Below are 21,826 nucleotides of genomic sequence, written 5' to 3' on the forward strand. Positions count from 1 at the left end.
CAAAGAAGGCAGCTGCCGCAGAGGAATCCTCTAGCTGTTCGGTGCTTCCGGCGCGGCCAAAAGCACCGACAGCGGCAACGCAGTTTCCTCCTTCACCGTCTTGGTGACGATGTAGGTGAAATAGCGGGCGATGCCGATTTCGCGGTCGAGCAGGCCGTCGACCAGACGCTGGTAGGCGTCGATATCGGCAGCCATGATCCTCAGGATATAATCGACCCCGCCGCCGACCGACCAGCAGGCGGTGATTTCGGGAATGGCGGCAACAGCGCGTTCGAAGCGATCGAAATCCGCCTGCCGGTGGTTTTCGAGGGTGACTTCCATCATGACGCTGGCGACTGGCGCCAGGCGACGGACCGCGACGCGGGCGTGGTAGCCCGAGACGATGCCGGCTTTTTCCAACTTGCGCAGCCGCATCCAGCAGGGGGTTGGCGACAGGCCGACTTCTTCTGCCAGCGCCACCTTGGTGATGCGGCCGTCACGCTGGACGGCCTCAAGGATGCGCAGGTCGATCGCGTCAAGTTTCATGCGCCTTCATATCCTGCCGGTGATGCAACAGCAATCATCCCTGATACCGCTCGTTGATGATCAAGCGGCGAAACTGGCGCTCACGCGTGCATTTCGGCTTCCATCTCCGCCATGTCCTGGAAACGGTCGGCGATGCGGGCATGCGCCCGACCGCTATCGCAGGTGCCGATCGCGACGACGATTTCGTCGGGTCCCGGCGCATCGGCGATCTGGAAGCTCGCGGTGAGGAAGTGCGAGCGCTTGCCGGATTCGGTCTTGTGCGTCATCGGCAACGACAGGAGCGCGCCGGGAGCCGCGCGCGTGTTGGTGAATTCCAGGTAGGAGGTACCGTGGACGGCGTCGCGGAAGACGTTTCCGAAGCGCAGAGTATGGATCAGGGCCGAGCCGTGCTCGATTTCTCCATTGACGCCGACGGCGGCGGTCTTGCCGAACGCCTCGACCTTTTCGGCTGGCATCAGAGCCAACAGGCGGCGTGTCAGTTCCTGGCCGAGCACCGGCGCCACGCGCAGGATTTCCGGCCGCAGGTTTTCGACGAAACCCCGTCCGGCCCAGGGATTACGCAGGATGGCCGCGACAACCACCATGGTGATGGGCCGTTCCGCATCCCTGCCGCCTTCGATGACGGTCTCCTCGATGAACGTGGCAATTTTCCTGACGCCGATATCCATGGTCGCGATCTTTCCGTTGATGATGTCGGCGAAACTAGTGAGCAGCGAGCCTAGAAATCTTCCTGCTTTTCGCAGGAACGGATGACTGCATTCTGCTCTGGAAAAGAGTAGAATGAAGGCTGAGTAACGGTGCAGACTTCAGCCTGCCCAGGGAGTACATGCGCAGCGTGGACCAGAAATCGCAGATCCTGTCATTGAGGGATGTCGCCAGCCAGATCAACAGTGGGGGCGATCTCACGGCTGTACTGCGCGACCTGATTATTGCCGCCTGCCGCCATGCGCATTGGGCATTGGGCTCGATCATGGCGATCGATGCGGCCCATGGTTATGCCCATGTCGTCGTGCGGCATGATCCGACGCTGATCCAACGGCAACTGCCGGACAAGTGGGAACTGGCGACAAGCCCCTCGCTGATTGCGCTTCAGCGCAACGAGCCTGTCTATATCCGCGATGCGCGAGAATCCGAGGAGTTTCCCGGCTATCGGCGCGAGGCGTTCGAGCGTGATTACCGCACGGTTCTGGTCATGCCGATGAACTGTGCCGATAGCGAGGGCCGGCCGATGGTGCTGAGCGTGATCGCGCGCCAGATCACCGAAGTCTCCGAAGACGATCTCGCATTCCTTGGCATGATCGTGCATCTGGGAGCGATTGCCGTCGAGCGGCAGCACCGGCTGGAGGCGGAGAAGCGCTCGTCCGACCGTCTGCAGAAAGCCTTGCAGGCGCATACGTCGCTATTGGAACATGTGCTGACCGACGGATCGGTCGCCTCGCTGTCGAGCATGATCGGCGCCCTCTTACCCAATCCGCTTGTTGTCATCGATTTCACCACCAACCAGGTGATACCTGGCCACTCTCCCAATCTTGGCCAGTTCGAGGATGCCGCCTGGCAGGAGGCGGCAGCGACGTCGCTGCGCCGGCCATTGATGCGCGCCGCGCGCGATGCGATCGATCGCGGCAGCAGCGAGACGGCCAATCTGTTTCTCGATGACGGAACGCGCCGGTTCACGATTTCGGCACGGATCGAGCCGCTGAATGTCGATGCCCAGCTGGTCGGTGCGCTGATCATCTTTCCGTCGTCGCGCGAATTCGGCGATTTGGACCTGCTGATGCTCGATAGCGCCAAGTATGCGCTCAATGTCCAGATGATGCGCAGTTTCATCCGCTTCCGGTTCGAGACCCGCACCCAGACGGAACTGTTTTTCGAAGTCGTCGAGCAGCGCTGGCGCAATGCCGGGGACCTGCTGCAGCGGGCGCAACGCCTCGGGCTCAATTTTGCAACTGCGCAGCAGATGATCGTCGTCGACTTTCCGGACCGCACGAAAAACCTTGGTGGCATCTCGATCGATGTCGAGCACAGCGTCGCACGCATATTGCAGCAGGCGACGATACCGGCGAACGTGATTGCCACCGACGGCGGGCTGGTCTGCCTCGTGCCCTTCGATGCCAGCAAGCGGCAGGAAAAGCTCAATAAGGTGATGCGCCGTGTCGCCGAGGATCTCGGGCGGTCCTTCGAGGAAGAACCGGTTGTCGTCGCTAGCAATCGCTGCAACGGCCTTGCGGATTATCCCGCAGCCTGGGAGCGATGCAGCCGCACGATCCGCATTGGCCGTTCCTTCGGTCGCACCGGCGCGCTGTCCGGGCAGGATTTCGGGCCGCTGCCTTTGCTGGTCGCGGCGTCCGATGCCGGCGATATCCGCGGGTTTGTCCATGACAGCGTCGGCGCCATCGCCGAGCATGACCGCGACAACGGCACGCCCTATCTCGAAACGCTATCGACCTATTTGCAGGAAGGCTGCCGCAGCCAGGCCTGCGCGGATACGATGGGCCTGCATGTGACGACGCTGCGATACCGCCTGTCGCGTATCCAGGAGCTGTTCGGCATCGATGTGGAGACGCCGGAAAAACGCTTTGCCGTCGAATTGGCGTTACGACTGCATGCCGTAATCGCCAATCGCAGCCCCGCCGAAAACTAGCCCTTACCACTGAATTCCTGCAGAGGCGTTCCGCGCATGCGGTCGCGAAAGCGTGCGTCTCGGTCCATTTTCTGCGTACTGCGGATCGGAGCAAGAGATTTCCATCCCTTCCTGCGGACAGGAGGAAGAACGTCCGATCCCTAGCAGCTAGCCTCCTCTCATCGAACTGGAATAAGGATGGCAGGAACGATGGCTGAGACAGCGGCAAGACCCGATACGGCAATCGACCCCATCGCCCTGCGCCGCGCTTTCGGCACGTTCGTCACCGGCGTCACTGTGATCACGACGCTAGACGAGGACGGCACGCCCCGCGGCATGACCGCCAATTCCTTCACCTCTGTATCGCTCGATCCGCCGCTGCTGCTCGTCTGCGTCGGGAAATCCGCGTCGAGTTTTCCGGCCTTCACGGCGGCCGCGGCCTTTGCCGTCAATCTCCTGCATGAAGGCCAGGTCGACGTCTCGGCAGCGTTCGCGTCGAAATCACCAGACAAGTTTCAGTCGGTCAATTATGACCGGGTGCACACCGGATCGCCGATCCTGACCGACAGCCTGACCTGGTTCGATTGCACGGTTCATACCCGCATCGATGCCGGCGATCACGTCATCCTCGTCGGCCAGGTGCAGGCCTTCGGCACCAGTCCTTCGGCGCCGCTCGGCTTTTGCCGCGGCCGCTATGCCAGCGTCAAGGATCCGCTGCCCGCCGGTTGGCTTGCCTCGCACGGCATGATTATCGGCTATCTCATCGAAGCGGAGGACAACTTGCTGCTGCGCTCAGACGGGAAGGGCGGCTGGGTCCTGCCGACGGCAAGACGGCGTAAGGCCGACAGCCGCCTGATGATCGACGATGGCGATGCGCTGAGCCTCGTTTCGGAAGACACGTTTCTCTATTCGGTCTTCGACGTCGCCGACAGCGACCCGGGTTACCTGATCTATCGCGCCCGGCTAGCGGCCGACGCGGCTGCTGCAGACTTGCCGGCCGGGCTGCAGTTCTTCCCGATCGACACTTTGCCCTACGACCTGATCCCCACCCACGAACTGCGCTCGATGCTGCGCCGCTACGTGCGCGAGCGGCAGGAAAAGCGCTTCGGCATCTACATGGACACGGGCGACGGCGGCCGGGTGGCGATGATCGACGGGCAGGCCCGCGCCTGGATAGCGTTCGCCCAGGATTAGCTCGCCCGCCAAGTCGCCGAGAATGAATTTGAAAGGCAGGACAGTTGATATGAAGACGACAGTCAAAACCATCGAAGGGTCGCGCCAGGGCCTGTTCATCGGCGGCCAGTTCGTGGCGCCGATGAATGGCCGCTATATCGACAGCTTCGACCCGACCACCGGCGAGCGCTGGTACGAACTCGCCGAAGCCGAAGCCGATGACGTCGGTGCTGCCGTTTCGTCCGCACAGGCCGCCTTTCGCAATCCCGCCTGGCGGCGAATGACGCAAACCGACCGTGGCCGACTGGTGCGCCGGCTGGCCGATCTGGTGCTGGAGCACGCCGACGAACTGGCCGATATCGAGACGCGCGACAATGGTAAGCTTCTCAAGGAAACACGGGCGCAGATGCGCGCCATGCCGGATGCCTACCACTATTTTGCCGGGATGGCGGACAAGCTGCAGGGCGAGACGATCCCGGTCAACAAGCTCGACATGCTCAACTTCAACCTGCGCGAACCGATCGGCGTCGTGGGCATGATCACGCCGTGGAATTCGCCCCTGATGCTTCTGACCGGCACGCTGGCGCCGTGCCTTGCCATCGGCAATACCGTCGTCATCAAGCCGTCCGAACACGCGACCGCCTCGACGCTGGCGCTTGCGGAACTGATTGCCGAAGCAGGTTTTCCCGCCGGCGTCGTCAACGTGGTCACCGGCACCGGAACGAGTGCGGGCGAAGCGCTGACGCGGCATCCGGGCATCGCCAAATACGTCTTCACCGGCAGCACCGCGACTGGCCGGCGGATTGCCGCAAACGCAGCGGAAAACCTCATTCCCTGCTCGATGGAGCTGGGTGGCAAATCCCCGCATGTCGTCTTTGCCGATGTCGATATCGAGCATGCAGTCAACGGCGTCGTCTCCGGGGTGTTTGCAGCAGCCGGGCAAACCTGCGTTGCCGGATCGCGGTGCTTTGTCGAAGCAAGCGTCTACGACCGTTTCGTCGAGGCGCTGGTTGACCGCACGCAACGCATCAGGGTCGGCCATCCGACTGTCGACGAGACCGATATCGGTCCGCTTGCCCTGGCCGACCAGCTTTCAAAGGTCGAGGGCTATGTCGCTTCCGGCGTGAAGGAAGGGGCAAGGGTCGCGGTCGGCGGCAAGCGTCCGCAATCGGGCGAGCTTGGGCGCGGCTGGTATTTCGAGCCGACGGTCATGACCGATGCGCAGAACGACATGACCTTCATGCGCGACGAACTGTTCGGCCCGGTCGTAGGCGTCATGCCCTTCTCGTCGGAAGAGCAGATGATCGAACTTGCCAACGACACCCGCTATGGCCTGGCCTCCGGCATATGGACCAAGGACATCGACCGCGCGCTACGCTTCGCCAACCAGATCGAGGCGGGAACGGTGTGGATCAACACCTATCGCTCGTCGTCCTTCATGTCCGCCAATGGCGGCTTCAAGGAGAGCGGCTACGGCCGGCGTGGCGGCTTCGAGGTGATGCGCGAGTTCTCGCGGCTGAAGAACGTCATCATCGATTATTCCGGCGCCATGCAGGACCCTTTCGTCATTCGCCTGAAGTGACCGGGCACACGAAACCCTAGGCCCGCGAGGGAGGAAAATTCTCATGAAATTCGCAGTCTCACTCACCATGGAACGTTTCTCGCCGGACGCGCCGATGTCCAGGGTCAAGAGCAACCTGCTCGAGCTTGCCCGGATAGCGGACGGAGGCGGCTTTGAAACATTGTGGACCGCAGAGCACCACACGATCGAATGCACCATTTCGCCCAATCCGTTCCAGACGCTGACCTGGCTGGGACAGCATACCGAGCAGATCCGGCTTGGCACCTCGACGCTGGTTGCGCCCTATTGGAGCCCGATCCGGCTTGCCGGCGAGGCAGCACTTTGCGACCACTTGACGGATGGCCGGCTGGAATTCGGCATTGCCCGCGGCTCCTATCAATATGAATTCGACCGCATGGCCGGCGGCATGCCGCAGCAGGAAGGCGTCGCCTATCTCAAGGAACTGGTGCCGGCCGTCCGGAAACTGTGGCAGGGCGATTATACGCATGACGGCCATTACTGGAAATTTCCGCTGGCGACTGCAGTGCCAAAGCCTCTGCAGCAGCCGCATCCGCCAATCTGGGTCGCGGCGCGCGATCCCGGCACGTTCGATTGGGCTATCAGCATCGGCGCCAATATCCTGTCGACACCGCTGTCTGCACCAGCAGCCGAAATCCAGGTTCTCGCCGACAAGTTCGAAAAGGCCGTCGCCGATCATCCGGAAGTTCCGCGGCCGCGCTTCATGATGCAGCGCCGGACCTGTGTCTACGACAAGACGGAAGACTGGCAGCTCGCCGTCCAACACAGCATGGACTACGGCCGGACCTTCGAGAATCTCATGCAGAATATCGGCGCGGTCCGGGATGGTTTTCCGGAAGCGGTTCCGTTCGAGAGCGTTAGGGGCAAGGACAACTACAATCCGGACAATATCTGCAAGAACCTGATGTTCGGCACGCCGGACGAAGTGATCGAGAAGCTTCTCGCCTATGAGGCGGCTGGCGTCGATCAATACTGCCTGGGCCTCACCTTCAACCTGCCGTTCGAACTGCAGAAGAAGACGCTGCGGCTGTTCGTCGATGAAGTCATGCCTTTCTTCGCTGCCCGTGAGCGGGACCGCCAGCGCGCAGTGGTTTCGGGACGCTGAGATGACGGAGCTTCGGCAACATACCGTCGGCGACGTGACGCTCAACTACCGTATCGACGGCGACGGTCCGGAGCCGCTGGTCTGCATCCACGGCGTCGGGTCCTCCCTGGAGGCATGGGGCGGCGTTGTGGCTGAACTCAAGGATCGCTTTACGATCCTGACCTTTGACCTGCGCGGCCACGGGGGCTCGACACGCATCAAGGGCCGATACGAAATCGACGATTTCGTCGATGAGGCGCTGGCGCTGGCGGCGCATGCCGGCTTCGAAACCTTCCATCTGGCGGGGTTCTCGCTCGGCGGGCTGATCGCGCAGCGACTGGCGCTCACCCATCAGGTGCGGTTGAGAAAACTTGTGCTTCTCTCCACAGTCGCCGGCCGCACGCCGGAGGAGCGCGAACGGGTTCTGACCCGGCTTGCAGCCCTCAGGATCGGAAATCCCGGCGCCCATCATGACGCCTCGCTATCGCGCTGGCTGACGGAAGCGTTTCAGGAGCGCAATCCGGAGATCATCGAGAGACTGCGCGCGCGGGATTCCGAGAACGATCCAGAATGTTATGCCTCGGCCTATCGTGTTCTGGCGGAAACGGATTTCGGCGGTTTTCTCGACCAGATCCGCTGCCCGACGCTGATTGCGACGGGCGAAGAGGATGCCGGCTCGAACCCGCGCATGGCGACCTACATGCACGATCGCATCCCCGGTTCGACGCTCGCGATCCTGCCGGGTCTGCGCCACTCCATTCTCATTGAAGACCCGGTGATGGTAGCGCGCCTGATGGGAGATTTCCTGACCGCAGAAGAGGTGATCCATGGATGATTCGCTACGACAGGCCGGCGAGGCCGTGCGACGCAAGGTGCTCGGGGACGATTATGTCGATCGTGCTCTCGGCAATGCCGACGATTTCTCCCGGCCTTTCCAGGATGTTCTTAACGAATATTGCTGGGGTGCGGCCTGGACCGACGACGGCCTCGACCTCAAGCAGCGCAGCCTTCTCAACCTTGGAATGCTGGCCGCCCTCAACCGCATGCACGAGTTCGGCATCCATGTCCGCGGTGCGATCCGCAATGGCATGAGCGACGACGAACTGCGCGCCGCACTCGTCCAGATCGCCGTCTATTGCGGCATTCCCGCAGGCGTCGAGGCTTTCCGCGTGGCAGGCAATGTCCGCGCTGAGATGCGCGAGAAGGGTGAGCTTTGATTTCCGCCGTTTCAAGCAAGCGGCAGCACAAACATGCTCCGGATCACCGGAAGACCGGGTGCATCCGGTGATGACTAGATGACGACCATGGCGGCGAGACCGGGAGGGTCGAGCCACAGAACCTATCAACAACAAAGGGAACAGACAGCATGAGACATCTCACCAGACTGACAGCGCTTGCAGCTTCGCTTGCCTTTACATTGTCGGCACTTCCGGCCAATGCCGGGGCGGTGCTGGACCGCGTTCTGGCGGCCAAGACGCTCAAGGTTGCGACGGATGCCAACTGGGCACCGCAATCCTTCATGAACGACAAGAACGAACTCGACGGCTTCGACGTCGATGTCGCCAAGGATATCGGCAAGCGCCTGGGTGTCAGCGTCGAATTCGTCACCCCCGGTTGGGATATCATCACCGCCGGCAACTGGTCGGGTCGCTGGGACATGCATGTCGGCTCGATGACACCCACTAAGGCGAGAGCGGAGATCTTCGATTTCCCCGGCATCTACTATTACACCCCGGCCGCCGTTGCCGTTCACAAGGACAGCAAGGCCGCGACGCTCGCCGATCTCAACGACAAGGCCGTGGGCACGACGGCGACGTCCACCTTCGAGGCCTATGCCAAGCAGGACCTGACGCTGGACGCCGCAGGCGCACCGGCCTTCAAATACGAGTTCAAGCCGAAGGACGTGAAGTCCTACAGCAATTCGACGACGGCGTTCGACGACCTGCGCCTGGGTGACGGCACCCGTCTCGATGCGGTCGTCTCGTCGCTGCCGAGCATCATCGATGCGGAAAAGGCGGGATATCCGATCAAGCAGCTCGGCGAACCCGTGTTCTACGAGCCGCTGGCCGTCGCAACCGAGCATGGCGATGCGGAGTTCGATGCGAAGATATCCGAGGCGGTGAAGGACATGCAGAGCGACGGCACACTCAGCAAGCTTTCGGTTAAGTGGTACGGCGTCGATTACACCGTCGTAAAATAACCACCCTCTCTGGCGGTCCGCAACCACGGGCCGCCAAACCGTCCGAAGGACAAGAGATGCTCTATCCTGATACAGTTGAAGCGGAAGTTCTCGTGCACAAGCCGTGGTTCGTCGCCATGATGTTCGCGATCATTCTGGCCGTCTTCCTCGCATTCAACCTGACTGGCACGGTGATGGGCGAGTTGATGCGCCCGGTGATCGGCGATCCCTTGCAAAGCGGGCTCTACGGACGTTTTGCCGTGGCCTTCGTCGTTGCGGTGATCTTTTCGCTGAACGTGGTGCTGATCGGCTTCGCACCGCTCAAGGTTCAAGTTGCCATCGTCTGGCTGGAGCTGCTGGGGCTGTTTCTCGCCTTCTTCGAGACCTTTCATCTCAGCTTGCCGTTCATCTGGCAAAAGCTGCCGTTCCTAATCACGCAGGGTGCCGTGACGACGCTCTATGTGTCCGCGATCTCGATCGTCATCGCTTCCGTCATTGCCATCCTTGGCGCCGTAGCGAAGCTCTCGACCAACGGCTTTGCCTATGCGATCGCTAGTTTCTACACATCCTTTTTCCGCGGCCTGCCGCTCCTGATGCAGGTCTATCTGATCTATCTCGGCCTGCCGCAACTCGGCTTCGTCATCGACGCGGTTCCCGCCGGCATTCTGGCGCTGTCGCTTTGCTACGGCGCCTACATGACCGAGATCTTCCGCTCCGGTATCCAGAGCATCGACCGCGGTCAGTGGGAAGCCTCGCGCTCGATCGGCTTCGGCTTCGGAATTACCATGCGTCGGATCATCCTGCCGCAGGCTCTTCCCGTCATCATTCCGCCGACCGGCAACCAGTTCATTTCTATGCTCAAGGACAGTTCTCTGGTGTCCGTCATCGGCGTCTGGGAGCTGATGTTCCTGGCCCGCACGCTTGGCCAGAAGACTTTTCAGCATATGGAAATGCTGATTTCGACCGCGATGATCTACTGGATCATGTCGATCTGCCTCGAACTCATCCAGTCCCGCATCGAGCGTCACTACGCCAGGAGTAAAGTCAGATGAGCATGGACCTGATCATCGAGGCTAAGGACGTCGCCAAATGGTATGGCGCGTTCCAGGTGCTGAAGGACATCAATCTGACTGTGAGGAAAGGCGAGCGTATCGTCGTGTGTGGACCGTCGGGCTCCGGAAAGTCGACGCTTATCCGTTGCTTCAACCGGCTCGAAGCCCATCAGCAGGGCGAGATCATCGTCAACGGCATCACCCTGCACGACAAGATGCGCAACGTTGCCGAGGTCCGCAAGAATGTCGGCATGGTGTTCCAGCACTTCAACCTGTTTCCCCACATGACGGTGCTGATGAACTGCATGGTCGGGCCGATGTGGATAAAGGGCCTGTCGGCCGCAGAAGCCGAGAAAACGGCCCTGCGGTTCCTGGAGCGCGTCCGTATCCCCGAGCAGGCCAACAAATATCCGGTCCAGCTTTCCGGCGGCCAGCAACAACGCGTCGCGATCGCCCGCAGCCTGTGCATGGAACCGGCCATCATGCTGTTCGACGAGCCGACCTCGGCCCTAGACCCGGAAATGGTCTCAGAGGTTCTCGACACGATGACGAGCCTTGCCAAGGATGGAATGACAATGGTCTGCGTCACTCATGAAATGGGCTTTGCTCGCGCGGTTGCCGACCGCGTCATCTTCATGAACTCGGGCCAGATCGTTGAGGAGGGCAACCCGCAGGCGTTCTTCACCAATCCCAAGCATGAGCGCACGAGGCTCTTTCTCAGCCAGATCCTTAAGCATTAGATGCGCAAGCGATTCGGTAGGGGATCAAAGGGTAAACGCCTGGTCCCTCTGCCGAGTATTGCGCACGTTTGTGAGTGCGGTGACGAATGCCCCAACAAGGCTCGCCTTCTGCATATCCGGCCGAAACAACAGACTGCCAAACGAACTTCTCTTAGATTCTGCGCTTGGGCCGGGCGAGCAATTTCTCTTCATCGGCTGGCATTCGCCTTTAGGGCCAACAAATCGATTGCGGCTTCGGCGCGGGCATCCTCCTTCGCATCCCATAGATGTCGCCATGTCAATCGGCGATTTTAAGGAAGGCGTTCAGGCTGCGGCGAGACTGCAAATCCTTATTGCAACAGCGAGCGAGCGTTCGAAGGCCGGCACAGGTAGAAACTCGAAACGGGAATGGAAGTTGTAGGCTCCGGTGAAGAAGTTTGGCGTCGGGATTCCGCGGGCTGACAAGACTGCGCCGTCGGTCCCACCCCGCATCGGGGTAATTTTCTTTTCGATTCCGAGTTGGTCCATCGCCTCGAACAGAAGAGCCGCGGCACGATTGTCTCCTGCAAGATGACTCAAGATATTGCGATAGGTGTCGGTGATGCGGCTACGGATGTCCCCGCCTGGATATCGCCATTGAATCAATTCGGCGACCTCTCTGATCCGAGCCTTTCGCCAATCGAAGCCCGCGTTGTCAAAGTCGCGGATCAGCGCGGTCAGCGTCGCTTCGGTATCGTTCGCCACCAAGTCCTTGAACCAGAAAAAACCTTCGCGGCCCTCGGTGTGTTCGGGCATATCGCCGCGGTCGAATTGTGAGATGAAATCGACTGCCATGAGCAGCGGGTTCACCAGGTTTCCCCTTGCCGACATGGGATGAGCGCTGATTCCTTTGAAGACAATCTCGCAGGACGCAGCATTGAAGGTCTCCAGCACGACCTCGCCGAGTTCGCAGCAATCGATCGTATAGGCGAACGCGCAGGGAAAGCGTGCCAGGTCAATTGCCTTGGAGCCGCGCAAGCCAATCTCTTCGTCCGGCACGAAGGCGATGAAAACGTCGCCGTGGCCGTCCAGCTGATCGAGCTGGCCGATCAGCGTCATGATGATAGCGATTGCGGCTTTGTTGTCGGCGCCGAGCACGCTGGTGCCGTCGCTGACGATGATGTCCTCCCCCTTCCAGGGAGTAAGCGCCGGATGCTCCGCGGCCCTGAGCCAGATATTCTCTCGGTGGTTGAGGCAAAGGTCGCTGCCTTCGAAGCGAAGGAGTTGGGGTTGGATAAAGGGCGAGAGGCCGACATCGACAGTGTCGAGATGGGCGATAAAGCCGATCGGGACCGCGTCACGTCTGGTGCCGCGTTTTACAGCCGTCACGATGGCATTTTCGTCCGCGATAACATCACTCAAGCCGAGTGTGCGCATCTCGTCCGCCAGCAAGTCGGCAAGGACCGCCTGTCCGGGCGAGGATGGCAAAGATTGGGAGCGCGCGTTGCTCTGGCTTTCTATTGCGGCATATCGAAAAAACCGGCTAATCAGTTCTTCGCGAAGGTCCATGATCGTGATTCCTGTCGATTGAGCTTGGCGGACCGCCGTCGGGCCTGTTTCGGGCGTTGCCGGGCCGGCCTGCAGTGTTGTGGCAGGAATACCGCAGGCGATAACCTGACCGGGGTCCGTCGGAAGGCTGCGTGCGTTCCAGCTATACCCGTAGGGTACCGATGTCTCCGGTGATGGAGATCTCGACGCCCAGTCTGGCAGAGTGTTCGGACAACCGGTGCAGGATGCGTTCCGCGCTCTTCCCAGTCGCCAGATGGGGTGCCAAGCGTTGCTCGAGTACCTTGCTGTACAACGCTTCGGCGCCACCGATAATGATCGGATGGAGTGTGATCTCGACGAGCTCATTATTAGCGCCAAACGAGCATTGTCCAATGACGCTTTCCCAAACCTCCGGTGCCGTCCAGGTCGAGTTTTCCGAGCGGACATGGAAAATGAAATTGCCAAGACTGTAGAATATCGGGCGGCCCCGATAGATGTCGATTGGTTGAAGGACCGGCGCCCCATGGCTGACGAACATGGCCGCACCCGCGTCGATACATTGCCGCGCAACACCGCTCACCCAATCCGGGACTTCGTGCCAGTTCGAGGCCCAGTGATGATGGTGCAGATAGGCAATTACCAGGCTCCCGTACGCTGCTGCAGTTGTAATCGCAGAGAGGTTTCTCTGAAGATCGGCCTCATTGATCTTGACACCGCGCCCAAATTTCTCCGAGCACTTGAACACCGCCCGCGAAATCGCGAGCTCATGCCGTGGCACAAGGCGTGGGGCATCGTCCGGCTGGCTATCATTGGCAAGATCGATGGCCGTATAACCGACCTTGTTGCGAATGGCTTCAAGCTGTGCAAACGCCGATGGGTCGACCTCGATCACTTGAGACAAGCCAAGGCGGTTGACGCCCGGCCGTGCTGGGCGATTCTGCTCCGCATTAGCGGCATACATGAAGTCCGGACCCGGGCCGCCATCCATGGCGACGATCGCAACTCGCCTCCCGCCGATCGTTGCGGTGCTAGCTTTCGAAACGTCCGTGAGGTCACGCCCGAGGCCTGCGTGCAGGAAACCACGCTTTTCCACCTCTTCCAGGGTCGACAGGACACCGGACGGGCCAAGGTCGAAAGCATGATTGTTCGACAGGGAAAGCCCCTGAAACCCCATGAAGCGCAGCGTATCGAGAACAGCCGCGTCACTTGCACCGAAGAAGGAACCCTTTAGTGGCCAGCCGCCGTGTTTTCCCATGATCGTGCCCTCGAAATTGGTGAAGGCGAGATCCATTCCCTGAAGCAGCGACTGAACCTGAAGAAACGCCGGATCGGACAGGGGGCGCATGTCCTGCTTGATGAGTGATTGGCCCGTGACGGCCAAAGTGAACCTGTCATTCATTGAATAGACTTTCTGCGGCAGTGATGCCGGCTGTTTCGAAATTTCGTCCAGTTCGAGCCGGGGACCGGCAGCGGGTCGGCCACCTCAGCAGGTGAAGCGGCGGGGTCGTGCGTTGATGAGCGCGCGTGTGTAGGGATTGTCCGATCGTGCGAAGATGAAATCGGCGGTTCCGAAGTCCTCGATCCGGCCGTCCTTGAAGATGTAGACTGAGCTGCACATCTCCTGGACGACGGCGAGGTCGTGCGAGATGAACACCATCGTTACCGCCTCCTCGGAAATAGTGTCTTTCAGCAGCCGGACGATCTCGGCCTGCACCGACACATCGAGCGCCGACGTTGGTTCGTCGGCGACAATGATCTCCGGTCTTGCGAGCAACGCGCGCGCAATGCACACGCGTTGCTTCTGACCGCCGGAAAGCTGATGGGGATGGCGGCTGAGCAGCCTGCGGGCAAGGCCAAGCCGATCCATCATTCGGGCTGCGCCATCGCGACTGTCATCCGGGCGCATCCTGGCGCCGAAGCGGATGCTCTCGTTGAGCGTTTCGGCAACGGTCATCCTGGGGTTCAACGACATCGAGGGATCCTGAAAGATCATTTGCACGCGACCGAGAAGACCGCTCCGCCGGCCGTTCCTTGAAACGTCAAAGATTTTATCGCCGATCGTGATCCTGCCACTGGGCGCCGTGTCGAGGCCGGCCATGATGCGGCCGAATGTTGTCTTTCCGCTGCCGCTCTCCCCGACGATCCCGGTGACGGTGCCGCGGGGCAGCCGCATCGCGATATTGCTAAGCGCGAACCCAGGCTTGCCTGCGCCGAGGCACCACCCAAAGCCGCCTGCGGAGAACTGCTTCGAGACGTCCTTGGCGATAAGGAACTGTTCGTGCGTGGCAGGTTGCTCGGAGCGATCGCTGTCGGGCAAGCCGTCGCCAGAATTCACGGATACTGCCGGTATGTGCAGCCTTGGGACAGCGGCAAGCAGCTTCCTCGTATAGTCATGGACGGGAGCATTAAGGACGCTTGCCGTATCGTCCTGTTCGACCATCTCGCCATGGCGCATGACGAGAACGCGGTCAGTGATCTCGGAGACCACGCCCATGTCATGGGTGATGAGAATGATCGAGATGCCGGTTTCGTCGACGAGGGCTCTCAAGAGTTGCAGGATCTGTTTCTGGACAGTCGCGTCGAGTGCCGACGTGGGCTCGTCGGCGATGATGATGTCAGGGGCAGCGGCCAGCGCGATGGCAATTACGATACGTTGCCTCTGGCCGCCCGAGAACTGATGCGGGTAGTTGCGATACCGTCGGTCGGGCTCGGCAATCCCGACGCGTCCCATCAGGTCGAGCACCTTGGCGCGGGCCTGGCGCTTCGAGAGTGCGGGGCTGGCCGAGAGGATCGTTTCCTCCACCTGTGCGCCAACGCTCATCAACGGATCGAGCGAGGCCGTGTGATCCTGGAAGATCGCGGAGATCCTCCGCCCTCGCAGGGCTTCCCGTTCGGCGGCCGTCATCGCGCTGAGCGACTTTCCCTCGACGGCGATTGTTCCGGACGTTAGCTGGAATTCCGGCGCAAGTAGACCGAGAAGGGCATTGCCGATAGTCGATTTTCCGGCACCCGACTCTCCGATGATACCAAGGATCTCACCGCGCTTAAGCTCGAAGGTGACGTCGGTGAGGATTGCCGTTGAACCCGGCGCCGATCGAAGGCAAAGGCTCAGGTTCTCGACCCGTAATAGCGGGGCAGTCTGTGTCTGGGCGATCATCGCGATTGGTTCCTTGGATCGAGGCTGCGGCGAATGTCTTCGCCCACCAGGTTGATGCTTACGATCAGGCCGAAAAGCGCTAGACCGGGAAACAGGCTGATCCAGTACTGGCCCGTCAGCAGATACTGGAAGCCGTTTGCGACGGCGGATCCCAGCGACGGCCTGTCGATCGGGACACCCAAACCGAGGAAGGAGAGGGTTGCCTCAAGCGCCACCGCGTGACCGACTTCGATCGGGATCAGGGTGATGGCCGGGCCAAGGCTGTTGGGGAGCAGGTGGCGCAAGATGATCCGGGCGGTCGGCATCCGCAGTAATCGGGCCGCATCCATGTACGACTTGCTGGCTTCGCTCAGTGCAACGCTGCGGGCGATCCGCGCATAGGTCGCCCATTGCGCGATGATCAAAGCCAAGATGATCCGGTCAACCCCGGGTCCGAGCGTCACGATGGCGATCAGGGCAATCAGGATTGTCGGCAGGCTGAGCTGCAGGTCGACGAGCCGCATGATGATGGCATCGACCCATTTCCCGAAATAAGCCGCGCTGACGCCGGCGGTCAGCCCGATTAGCGCGGCGATCGCAGCGCTCGTGAGCGAGACGACCAGGCTTATCCGAAGGCCGTAGAGGATCGTGCTGGCAATATCTCTGCCCAGCCCATCCGTCCCGAACAGGTAGGGAAACCCGCCGCTTCCAACCGTGCCGGGTGGCGAGGAGGCCTCCCATCCGTAGATCTGCAACGGATCGTAGGGATTTTGCGGCGCAATTGCGGGTGCTGCGACGGCAAGCAGGATGTAACTGGCAAGCAGGACCTTGGATGTGCTCAGAGCCGGACGTGACGGGCGTATCCGGAGCACCCTAAGAATGTGAGCTTTCATAACGATTCACCTTTGCGAGGAGAGGCGCACGCGCGGATCGAGCACGGCGTGGAAGAGATCGACGAGTGCGTTCAGCACAACAAATGCGACCGCGATGAAGGTAAGCGTCGCCATCACCACGGGCCGGTCGAGGAGTTGGATAGAGTCAATGAGAAGCTTGCCGACGCCTGGCCAGGAGAAGATCGATTCAACCACCACCGCGAAGGCGAGCATGGCGCCGAATTGTAGGCCGATGATCGTCACGATCGGCATGCTGATGTTCGGTAGCGTATGGCGCAGCAGGATCCGCCGGGGGGACAGCCCCTTGGCGCGGCAGAACCGCGTGAAATCGAGGTTTTCGACTTCAATCGTGCCGGACCGGGAAAGTCTGGCGATCAAAGCAATGTTGGGGATCGCCAGCGTCAGGGCCGGGAGTGCGAGGTGCCACGCGCCGCTACGGGTGATCAGGCTCCATTCCTGCCCGGCAAAGGCCGCCGTCGCACCCCTGCCGCCCGACGGAAACCAACCGGTCAGGATGGCGCCCACAAGGATTAGCATCATCGCCAGCCAGAAGGATGGGATGCTCAGCGCCGACACACTCGCCTTCAGCACCGCCCGGTCAAACAGCGTCCCGGGACGGCGGCCGGCGATGAGACCAAGTGCCGTTCCCAATGGAGCCGCGACCAGCATCGCAACGCAGGCAAGTTCCAGCGTTGCCGGCAGCTTGCTTATCATCAGCGTGAACGCGGGCTGGTGATAGATGTAGGAGGTGCCGAAGTTTCCCGCGACGACGTTGCCGATGAACACAAGGTATTGGCGCCAGATCGGTTGATCCAGTCCAAGCGCGATCGTCGCCAGGCGAATGTCTTCCGGCGTGGCGGTCTCAATGTTGACGACGTTGAAGACCGGATTGCCGACACTGTGAATGCCGATGAAGCCGATCAGCGACATGGCAAGAAGGAGGAGGAACGCCTGTGATAGCCTTCCCAGTGCAACGGTAACCAGGGCCATCATCAATTCTCCGTCGCCGTAAGCGTCTGCATCGCGGTCGTCCAGCCGCGCGGATGCATGACGTAGGAGCCGACCCGCGGGCCGAAGCCAACGATGTGATGGAAGTGGTAGAGCGGGATAATCGGCTGGTCGGCCATAACGAGCTCTGTGGCTTCAGCCAGTCCTGCGTTTCGCTCTGACCCCACCGCAATGCCCTCCGCCTCTGCGAGTTTCTTATCGAAGGCCTCATTGCGGTACTTTCCGAAATTGAGGGCACCGGTCCCGCGGGCCAGGTCCGGTGAGGCGAGCAGCGTATGCAGGATGATATCAACCGCTTCCCCGGACGTGCCGCCATACCAGACGGCATACTCGCCGGCGGCTCGCTTCGTATTGAAGACAGAGAAGGGGGCCGCCGCCGGCTGAGCAATAACGCCAATGCGTGCCCAGCTCTGCGCTATGGCTTGAAGGCTCTCGGCGTCGCCAGGATAGCGGCCGGCGGGTCCGGCCAGTGTGAGATTAAAGCCGTCTGGAAAACCGGCCTTGGCAAGAAGCGCCTTTGCTTCTTCGTAATCTGGCTCTCGCGGCTGGAGGTTTTCCGAGGTCCCGGGCAATCCAGCGGGGAAGACTTGGGATGCGGCGGTGCCATAGCCGGCCAGGATCTTGTCGACGAGAATGCCGCGGTCGAGGCCATGCGAAAGTGCACGGCGCACAAGCGGGTTCTTGAAGGGATTGGCGATCGCTTCACCCGACGTCGCCGTCACGCCGGGAAGGGTGTCCCGTGCGACATCAAACTGCACGAAGTTGATACGGGCAGCGCCAATGCTGGCAATCCTGGCGCCGCGCTGCTTGAGCCCCGCGACGTCACGCGCCGGAATGGCGTCGGCTACGTCGACTTCCCCTGTGCTGAGTGCTGCAACGCGCGCGGAAGGGTTCTCGATCACCCGAAATGTGACGTCGGCCCAAGCGGGCTTGGGTCCCCAATAGTGGTCGTTGCGGCTGAGTTTCAAATTCTCGCCGGAACTCCAGCTTTCAAACCGGTAAGGCCCAGTGCCGAGCGGAGGCACGTCGGCATTAAGTTGTTCCGTGGTCTGGAAACCCTGGGACGGACGGCGCATCACGAAAAGCGAGGAGAAAGACAGAGGCAGGGTTGGAACCTTGCCGTTTGTCTCGACGACGATCGTCAGGGGATCCGGTGCCGTAACGCTCTTGATGCCGCTTACATAGGACTTGAAGCCGCCGCTTGGAGTTTTGAGAACATCCCTGATACGCTCGATCGTGTAGATGACGTCGTTGGCGGTAAAGGGCGAGCCATCATGAAAGCGGACGTTGTCCCGCAACTTGAATTCCCATTGTGTGTCGGATAGGGCGCGCCAGGAAACAGCGAGACCGGGTTTTAGCTCAAGCCTCTCGTCCTGATAGACCAGCCGCTCGTAGATATGGGAGAGCAGCGAGGTATTCTCGTTGAGATTGGCGTAATGCGGATCGAGCGTCATCAGCTTGTAGGACGTGGCGATGCGAAGCCCTTTCGGCTCCTGTGCCTGCGCTTGCATCGATGAGGCACCCGAGAGCCCGATCGAGATCATCAATGTTGAAAGCAGCAGCCGAAATGATGGTCCCAGTTTCATTCGTCGTTCCTTTTTTTGAATATTGAGAGGGTCGGACCCGACGCGGCGAAGGTCTCTTCTCCGCATCGAATGGTGGTGGCGATTGATGGGAAATCGCGATCCGCGGGCCGCCTCGAAGGACTGCGCGGTGGCGTGTCGCCCGAAGGCGACCCGCGTGGTTGCCCGGTCAGCTCTTCTGAGGTGCAGGTTGGCTTCCGGGCGCAGGCAGATGGCTTGCACCCTGCGCCTGCTTGATGTTCAGGAGGTCGGTGATGACGCTGCGGATTTGCGGCCAGGGTTCTTCAAGGCTGACGGGGGAGGGCGCCCACTTGCTGGCGACGGCCAGGAGCTTGGCGCTAACACCGACAATTGACGCAGCTTGCGTGTTCCAAAGGGCGTCTGCCGCCCACTCCTCCAGGATTGACGCACGATCCTCTGCCTCGAGGGCATCGCTGTACTGCCGCGGCGTTGCGATTGGCACGGAACCATTGGCAGCATTGAGACGCGGTGAGCCGGCGGAAATGTACGATTTCTCGAGGAGCTGCTGCAATAAAGTTGCTTCGCTCAAACGCTGCCAGGACACGCACCACTGGCGCCATGCGAGAAGTGCCGGATCCGTGAAGGCCCCGTTACACGACGTTGCAAGCATTTCAAATGTGGGTAAGTCCACCGCCAGAAGGGATTGCACGTCATCCCAGGTGACCGTAGGCAAAGTTCTGCTATTGTCGGAATCAGCCATGATCCGAGCTCCTGACAGCTTAGGTTGTGGTCAGATCGAGCAGGTGTTGTCGCACCTGTTCGTTCACTCGGGCAATTTTTCCTACAAAATGATAGAAGTCAATCAGAAAGTTTATCTTGAGTAACGATCTTCTCACCGTGGAACAATGCCGAGGGGCACGAGCTATGCTTGGTTGGAGCCAAGCAGAGCTCGCTAAAGCAGCAAACGTATCTCGCCAGACTATTGCCGATTTTGAGCGGGGAGCTCACGTGCCAATAAGCAATAACTTAGCTGGTATCGTCTCAGCTTTTGGAACGGCAGGAATAGAATTCATCCCGGAAAATGGCGGTGGTGCCGGAGTTCGTTTCAAGAAGACAAACACCTGAAGCGTCAGGACCATTCGACAGTTTAACCGGTTTGGGGCCGACAGCGGACTGGAAGCTTCAAGAATGGTTAACCAAGATAGCGGACCCGCGAGCAACGGCAGCACAATACGCTGAGATGCCCGGATCTGTGGGAGAGTGTAGATCGCCTCCGTTTTCGTTGCTCGATATTGATCCGCTCGATCCAACCGGAAGGTTTTCTTGAACCCTTATGCTTGTGAGCATCATCCAAATTGGCGGGGTGCGGATAGACGTCACGGACGGCGCGAAGCGCTACGACATGATGGCCCACTTGTGGGACCGGTCCGAAATATCTGAAACCCACCGAAGTGGCCGCAGGATAATGACTTGAATTAATGGGGCTATGGTAGCCTTGCTCTCCTGAGAAGACGGTATTCAGGACGCCTTTTGTTCGACGAGAATTTTGGCGAGCGAGAGAAACTTTCCTTCCGGATATTGCTCGATATAAGCACGGATCATCGCTACATTCTCGCTGTCACGAACGCTTTCCCAGAACGTAACCTCGACTGCCGGGTCATCGACGGGCGTAGGCTCGCGATCAAGACGCGCCACGGCAAGATCGGAAAAGGTGCCGTTCGGGTAGCGTTCGAGGTAGAGACGCAACTCAGTGCCATCGTCATCCTCGCGGATGGACTCCCAGAAAGCGACCTCCGTCGGGTCATTCTCTGCAACCAAGGTGATATCGGTGCCTGGCGTATCGATTTGCCTGGCGGCAGATAAAATCGGATGATAACTCTCGTCGAACACAACTTTGAACACACGCACCGGGCGAGCGATGTTCTTGACGCTGTGCTCTCCCATATCCTCGAATATCACTTCGACACGATCACGAATGTGATCTCGAACGCCACGCGTCACGCAAATGCCGCCGATGTCGGAGAGCGTTTCAAGACGGGCTGCTATATTGACACCGTCGCCAAAAATATCGCCATTTTTGACCATCACATCGCCAACGTTGATGCCCATTCGAAATGTCATCCTGTTCTCCACAGGAATATTAACGTTCGCGCGCGCAATGGCGATCTGAATGGCGATCGCGCAGTTAACGGCTTGAACGACGCTTGGAAACTCTGCCAGCACGCTGTCACCTGCCGTTCCAAAGATTTTGCCATCAGCGCTTTCGATCAACGCATCGACGATGGTTCGATGACTTGTCAGCATCGCCAACGTCCGCTCTTCATCGATGTGCATAAGACGTGAATAGCCTTCTACGTCGGCAGCGAGGATAGCGGCGAGCTTGCGTTGAAGAGGAGGCGCTTCCAAATCCGTTCCAATCGAATCTCGACACTGCTTATCCCCATTAAGGGCTAACTACTCCAGTTGTTCCAGAGCATCTTTGTCGCTCTCGCCTGCTTGCCAAACCCTGATAAATTTGAGGCACATAAGCGCCCAAAAACGCCGTCATTTTCGTCCATAATGAGCAGCCAGGCTGGGGCCGACTGGGCGGCTTTGCGCATCGTTCCAGCAAAACAGCGGATTTGAGGATTGCTAGGCAGACTGCTGACCCCACGGAACTAAACCCTTCCGTCCTCGTTCTCTGTTCACGGGCGCGTGATCGTGCTCGTGAACAGAGGTATTCCCGATTTCCTCATAAAACGCCGCAACGTCGCCGACGGCCCGACC

20 protein-coding genes are annotated in these 21,826 nt (G+C 60.1%); 10 read left to right on the top strand and 10 right to left on the bottom strand.

Annotated elements, in window-relative coordinates:
* Positions 1-30: 30 nt before the first annotated feature.
* Positions 31-525: an Lrp/AsnC family transcriptional regulator gene (locus tag QO002_RS25805; protein WP_307235372.1), complete on the bottom strand. Its 495-nt coding sequence runs from the start codon at positions 523-525 to the stop codon at positions 31-33.
* A gap of 80 nt (positions 526-605) precedes the next feature.
* Positions 606-1,193, bottom strand: coding sequence for an amino acid synthesis family protein (locus QO002_RS25810; RefSeq protein ID WP_307235374.1), 588 nt, complete (start codon positions 1,191-1,193; stop codon positions 606-608).
* A 167-nt stretch (positions 1,194-1,360) separates the two neighbouring features.
* Between QO002_RS25810 and QO002_RS25815 the strand changes: the two genes are divergently transcribed.
* The 9 genes from QO002_RS25815 to QO002_RS25855 all read left to right on the top strand — a co-directional run bounded on the left by QO002_RS25815 (position 1,361) and on the right by QO002_RS25855 (position 10,973).
* Entirely contained in the window at positions 1,361-3,166 is a 1,806-nt protein-coding gene (locus QO002_RS25815) for a helix-turn-helix domain-containing protein (RefSeq protein WP_307236248.1), read from the top strand.
* Between the two features lie 189 nt (positions 3,167-3,355).
* A complete protein-coding gene (locus QO002_RS25820; protein ID WP_307235376.1) occupies positions 3,356-4,339 on the top strand; it encodes a flavin reductase family protein in 984 nt (327 codons plus the stop codon).
* 49 nt (positions 4,340-4,388) lie between these two features.
* Positions 4,389-5,900 carry an aldehyde dehydrogenase gene (locus tag QO002_RS25825; protein ID WP_307235378.1) on the top strand — a complete coding sequence of 504 codons (1,512 nt, stop codon included), beginning with the start codon at positions 4,389-4,391 and terminating at the stop codon, positions 5,898-5,900.
* A gap of 43 nt (positions 5,901-5,943) precedes the next feature.
* Positions 5,944-7,023 (top strand): LLM class flavin-dependent oxidoreductase, encoded by a 1,080-nt coding sequence (locus QO002_RS25830; RefSeq protein WP_307235380.1) that lies wholly within the window; start codon positions 5,944-5,946, stop codon positions 7,021-7,023.
* A gap of 1 nt (position 7,024) precedes the next feature.
* Entirely contained in the window at positions 7,025-7,837 is an 813-nt protein-coding gene (locus QO002_RS25835) for an alpha/beta fold hydrolase (RefSeq protein WP_307235382.1), read from the top strand.
* Positions 7,830-8,219 (top strand): carboxymuconolactone decarboxylase family protein, encoded by a 390-nt coding sequence (locus tag QO002_RS25840; protein ID WP_307235385.1) that lies wholly within the window; start codon positions 7,830-7,832, stop codon positions 8,217-8,219. The genes QO002_RS25835 and QO002_RS25840 overlap by 8 nt, the downstream gene beginning before the upstream one ends.
* 149 nt (positions 8,220-8,368) lie before the next feature.
* On the top strand, positions 8,369-9,202 hold the full coding sequence (locus tag QO002_RS25845; RefSeq protein WP_307235387.1) for a transporter substrate-binding domain-containing protein: 834 nt from the start codon (positions 8,369-8,371) through the stop codon (positions 9,200-9,202).
* Between the two features lie 56 nt (positions 9,203-9,258).
* Positions 9,259-10,233, top strand: coding sequence for an amino acid ABC transporter permease (locus tag QO002_RS25850; protein ID WP_307235389.1), 975 nt, complete (start codon positions 9,259-9,261; stop codon positions 10,231-10,233).
* Positions 10,230-10,973: an amino acid ABC transporter ATP-binding protein gene (locus tag QO002_RS25855; protein WP_307235392.1), complete on the top strand. Its 744-nt coding sequence runs from the start codon at positions 10,230-10,232 to the stop codon at positions 10,971-10,973. Before QO002_RS25850 ends, QO002_RS25855 begins: the two co-directional genes overlap by 4 nt.
* 303 nt (positions 10,974-11,276) lie before the next feature.
* Here QO002_RS25855 and pepT read toward each other — a convergent pair whose 3' ends face one another.
* From pepT to QO002_RS25890, 7 genes are all read right to left on the bottom strand, one after another.
* Entirely contained in the window at positions 11,277-12,500 is a 1,224-nt protein-coding gene (gene pepT, locus QO002_RS25860) for a peptidase T (protein ID WP_307236250.1), read from the bottom strand.
* A 142-nt stretch (positions 12,501-12,642) separates the two neighbouring features.
* Complete coding sequence (locus QO002_RS25865; RefSeq protein WP_307235393.1) at positions 12,643-13,878, bottom strand: CapA family protein; 1,236 nt, start codon at positions 13,876-13,878, stop codon at positions 12,643-12,645.
* Positions 13,879-13,962: 84 nt separating this feature from the next.
* Positions 13,963-15,636, bottom strand: coding sequence for a dipeptide ABC transporter ATP-binding protein (locus tag QO002_RS25870; RefSeq protein ID WP_307235395.1), 1,674 nt, complete (start codon positions 15,634-15,636; stop codon positions 13,963-13,965).
* Positions 15,633-16,508, bottom strand: a complete 876-nt coding sequence (locus QO002_RS25875) for an ABC transporter permease (RefSeq protein ID WP_307235397.1) — start codon at positions 16,506-16,508, stop codon at positions 15,633-15,635. Before QO002_RS25875 ends, QO002_RS25870 begins: the two co-directional genes overlap by 4 nt.
* A 6-nt stretch (positions 16,509-16,514) precedes the next feature.
* Positions 16,515-17,498 (bottom strand): ABC transporter permease, encoded by a 984-nt coding sequence (locus tag QO002_RS25880; RefSeq protein ID WP_307236252.1) that lies wholly within the window; start codon positions 17,496-17,498, stop codon positions 16,515-16,517.
* A 2-nt stretch (positions 17,499-17,500) separates the two neighbouring features.
* Positions 17,501-19,102, bottom strand: coding sequence for an ABC transporter substrate-binding protein (locus tag QO002_RS25885; protein WP_307235399.1), 1,602 nt, complete (start codon positions 19,100-19,102; stop codon positions 17,501-17,503).
* Positions 19,103-19,268: 166 nt separating this feature from the next.
* Positions 19,269-19,820 (bottom strand): hypothetical protein, encoded by a 552-nt coding sequence (locus QO002_RS25890; protein WP_307235402.1) that lies wholly within the window; start codon positions 19,818-19,820, stop codon positions 19,269-19,271.
* Positions 19,821-19,936: 116 nt separating this feature from the next.
* On the opposite strand from QO002_RS25890, the gene QO002_RS25895 reads away from it, so the two are divergent.
* Complete coding sequence (locus tag QO002_RS25895) at positions 19,937-20,185, top strand: helix-turn-helix transcriptional regulator (protein WP_370878597.1); 249 nt, start codon at positions 19,937-19,939, stop codon at positions 20,183-20,185.
* Between the two features lie 393 nt (positions 20,186-20,578).
* Here the strand turns inward: QO002_RS25895 and QO002_RS25900 are convergent, their stop codons facing one another.
* A complete protein-coding gene (locus tag QO002_RS25900; RefSeq protein ID WP_307235403.1) occupies positions 20,579-21,466 on the bottom strand; it encodes an adenylate/guanylate cyclase domain-containing protein in 888 nt (295 codons plus the stop codon).
* Positions 21,467-21,826: the final 360 nt, after the last annotated feature.

The sequence above is a fragment of the Pararhizobium capsulatum DSM 1112 genome (genome assembly GCF_030814475.1).
GTDB classification, from domain to species: domain Bacteria; phylum Pseudomonadota; class Alphaproteobacteria; order Rhizobiales; family Rhizobiaceae; genus Pararhizobium; species Pararhizobium capsulatum.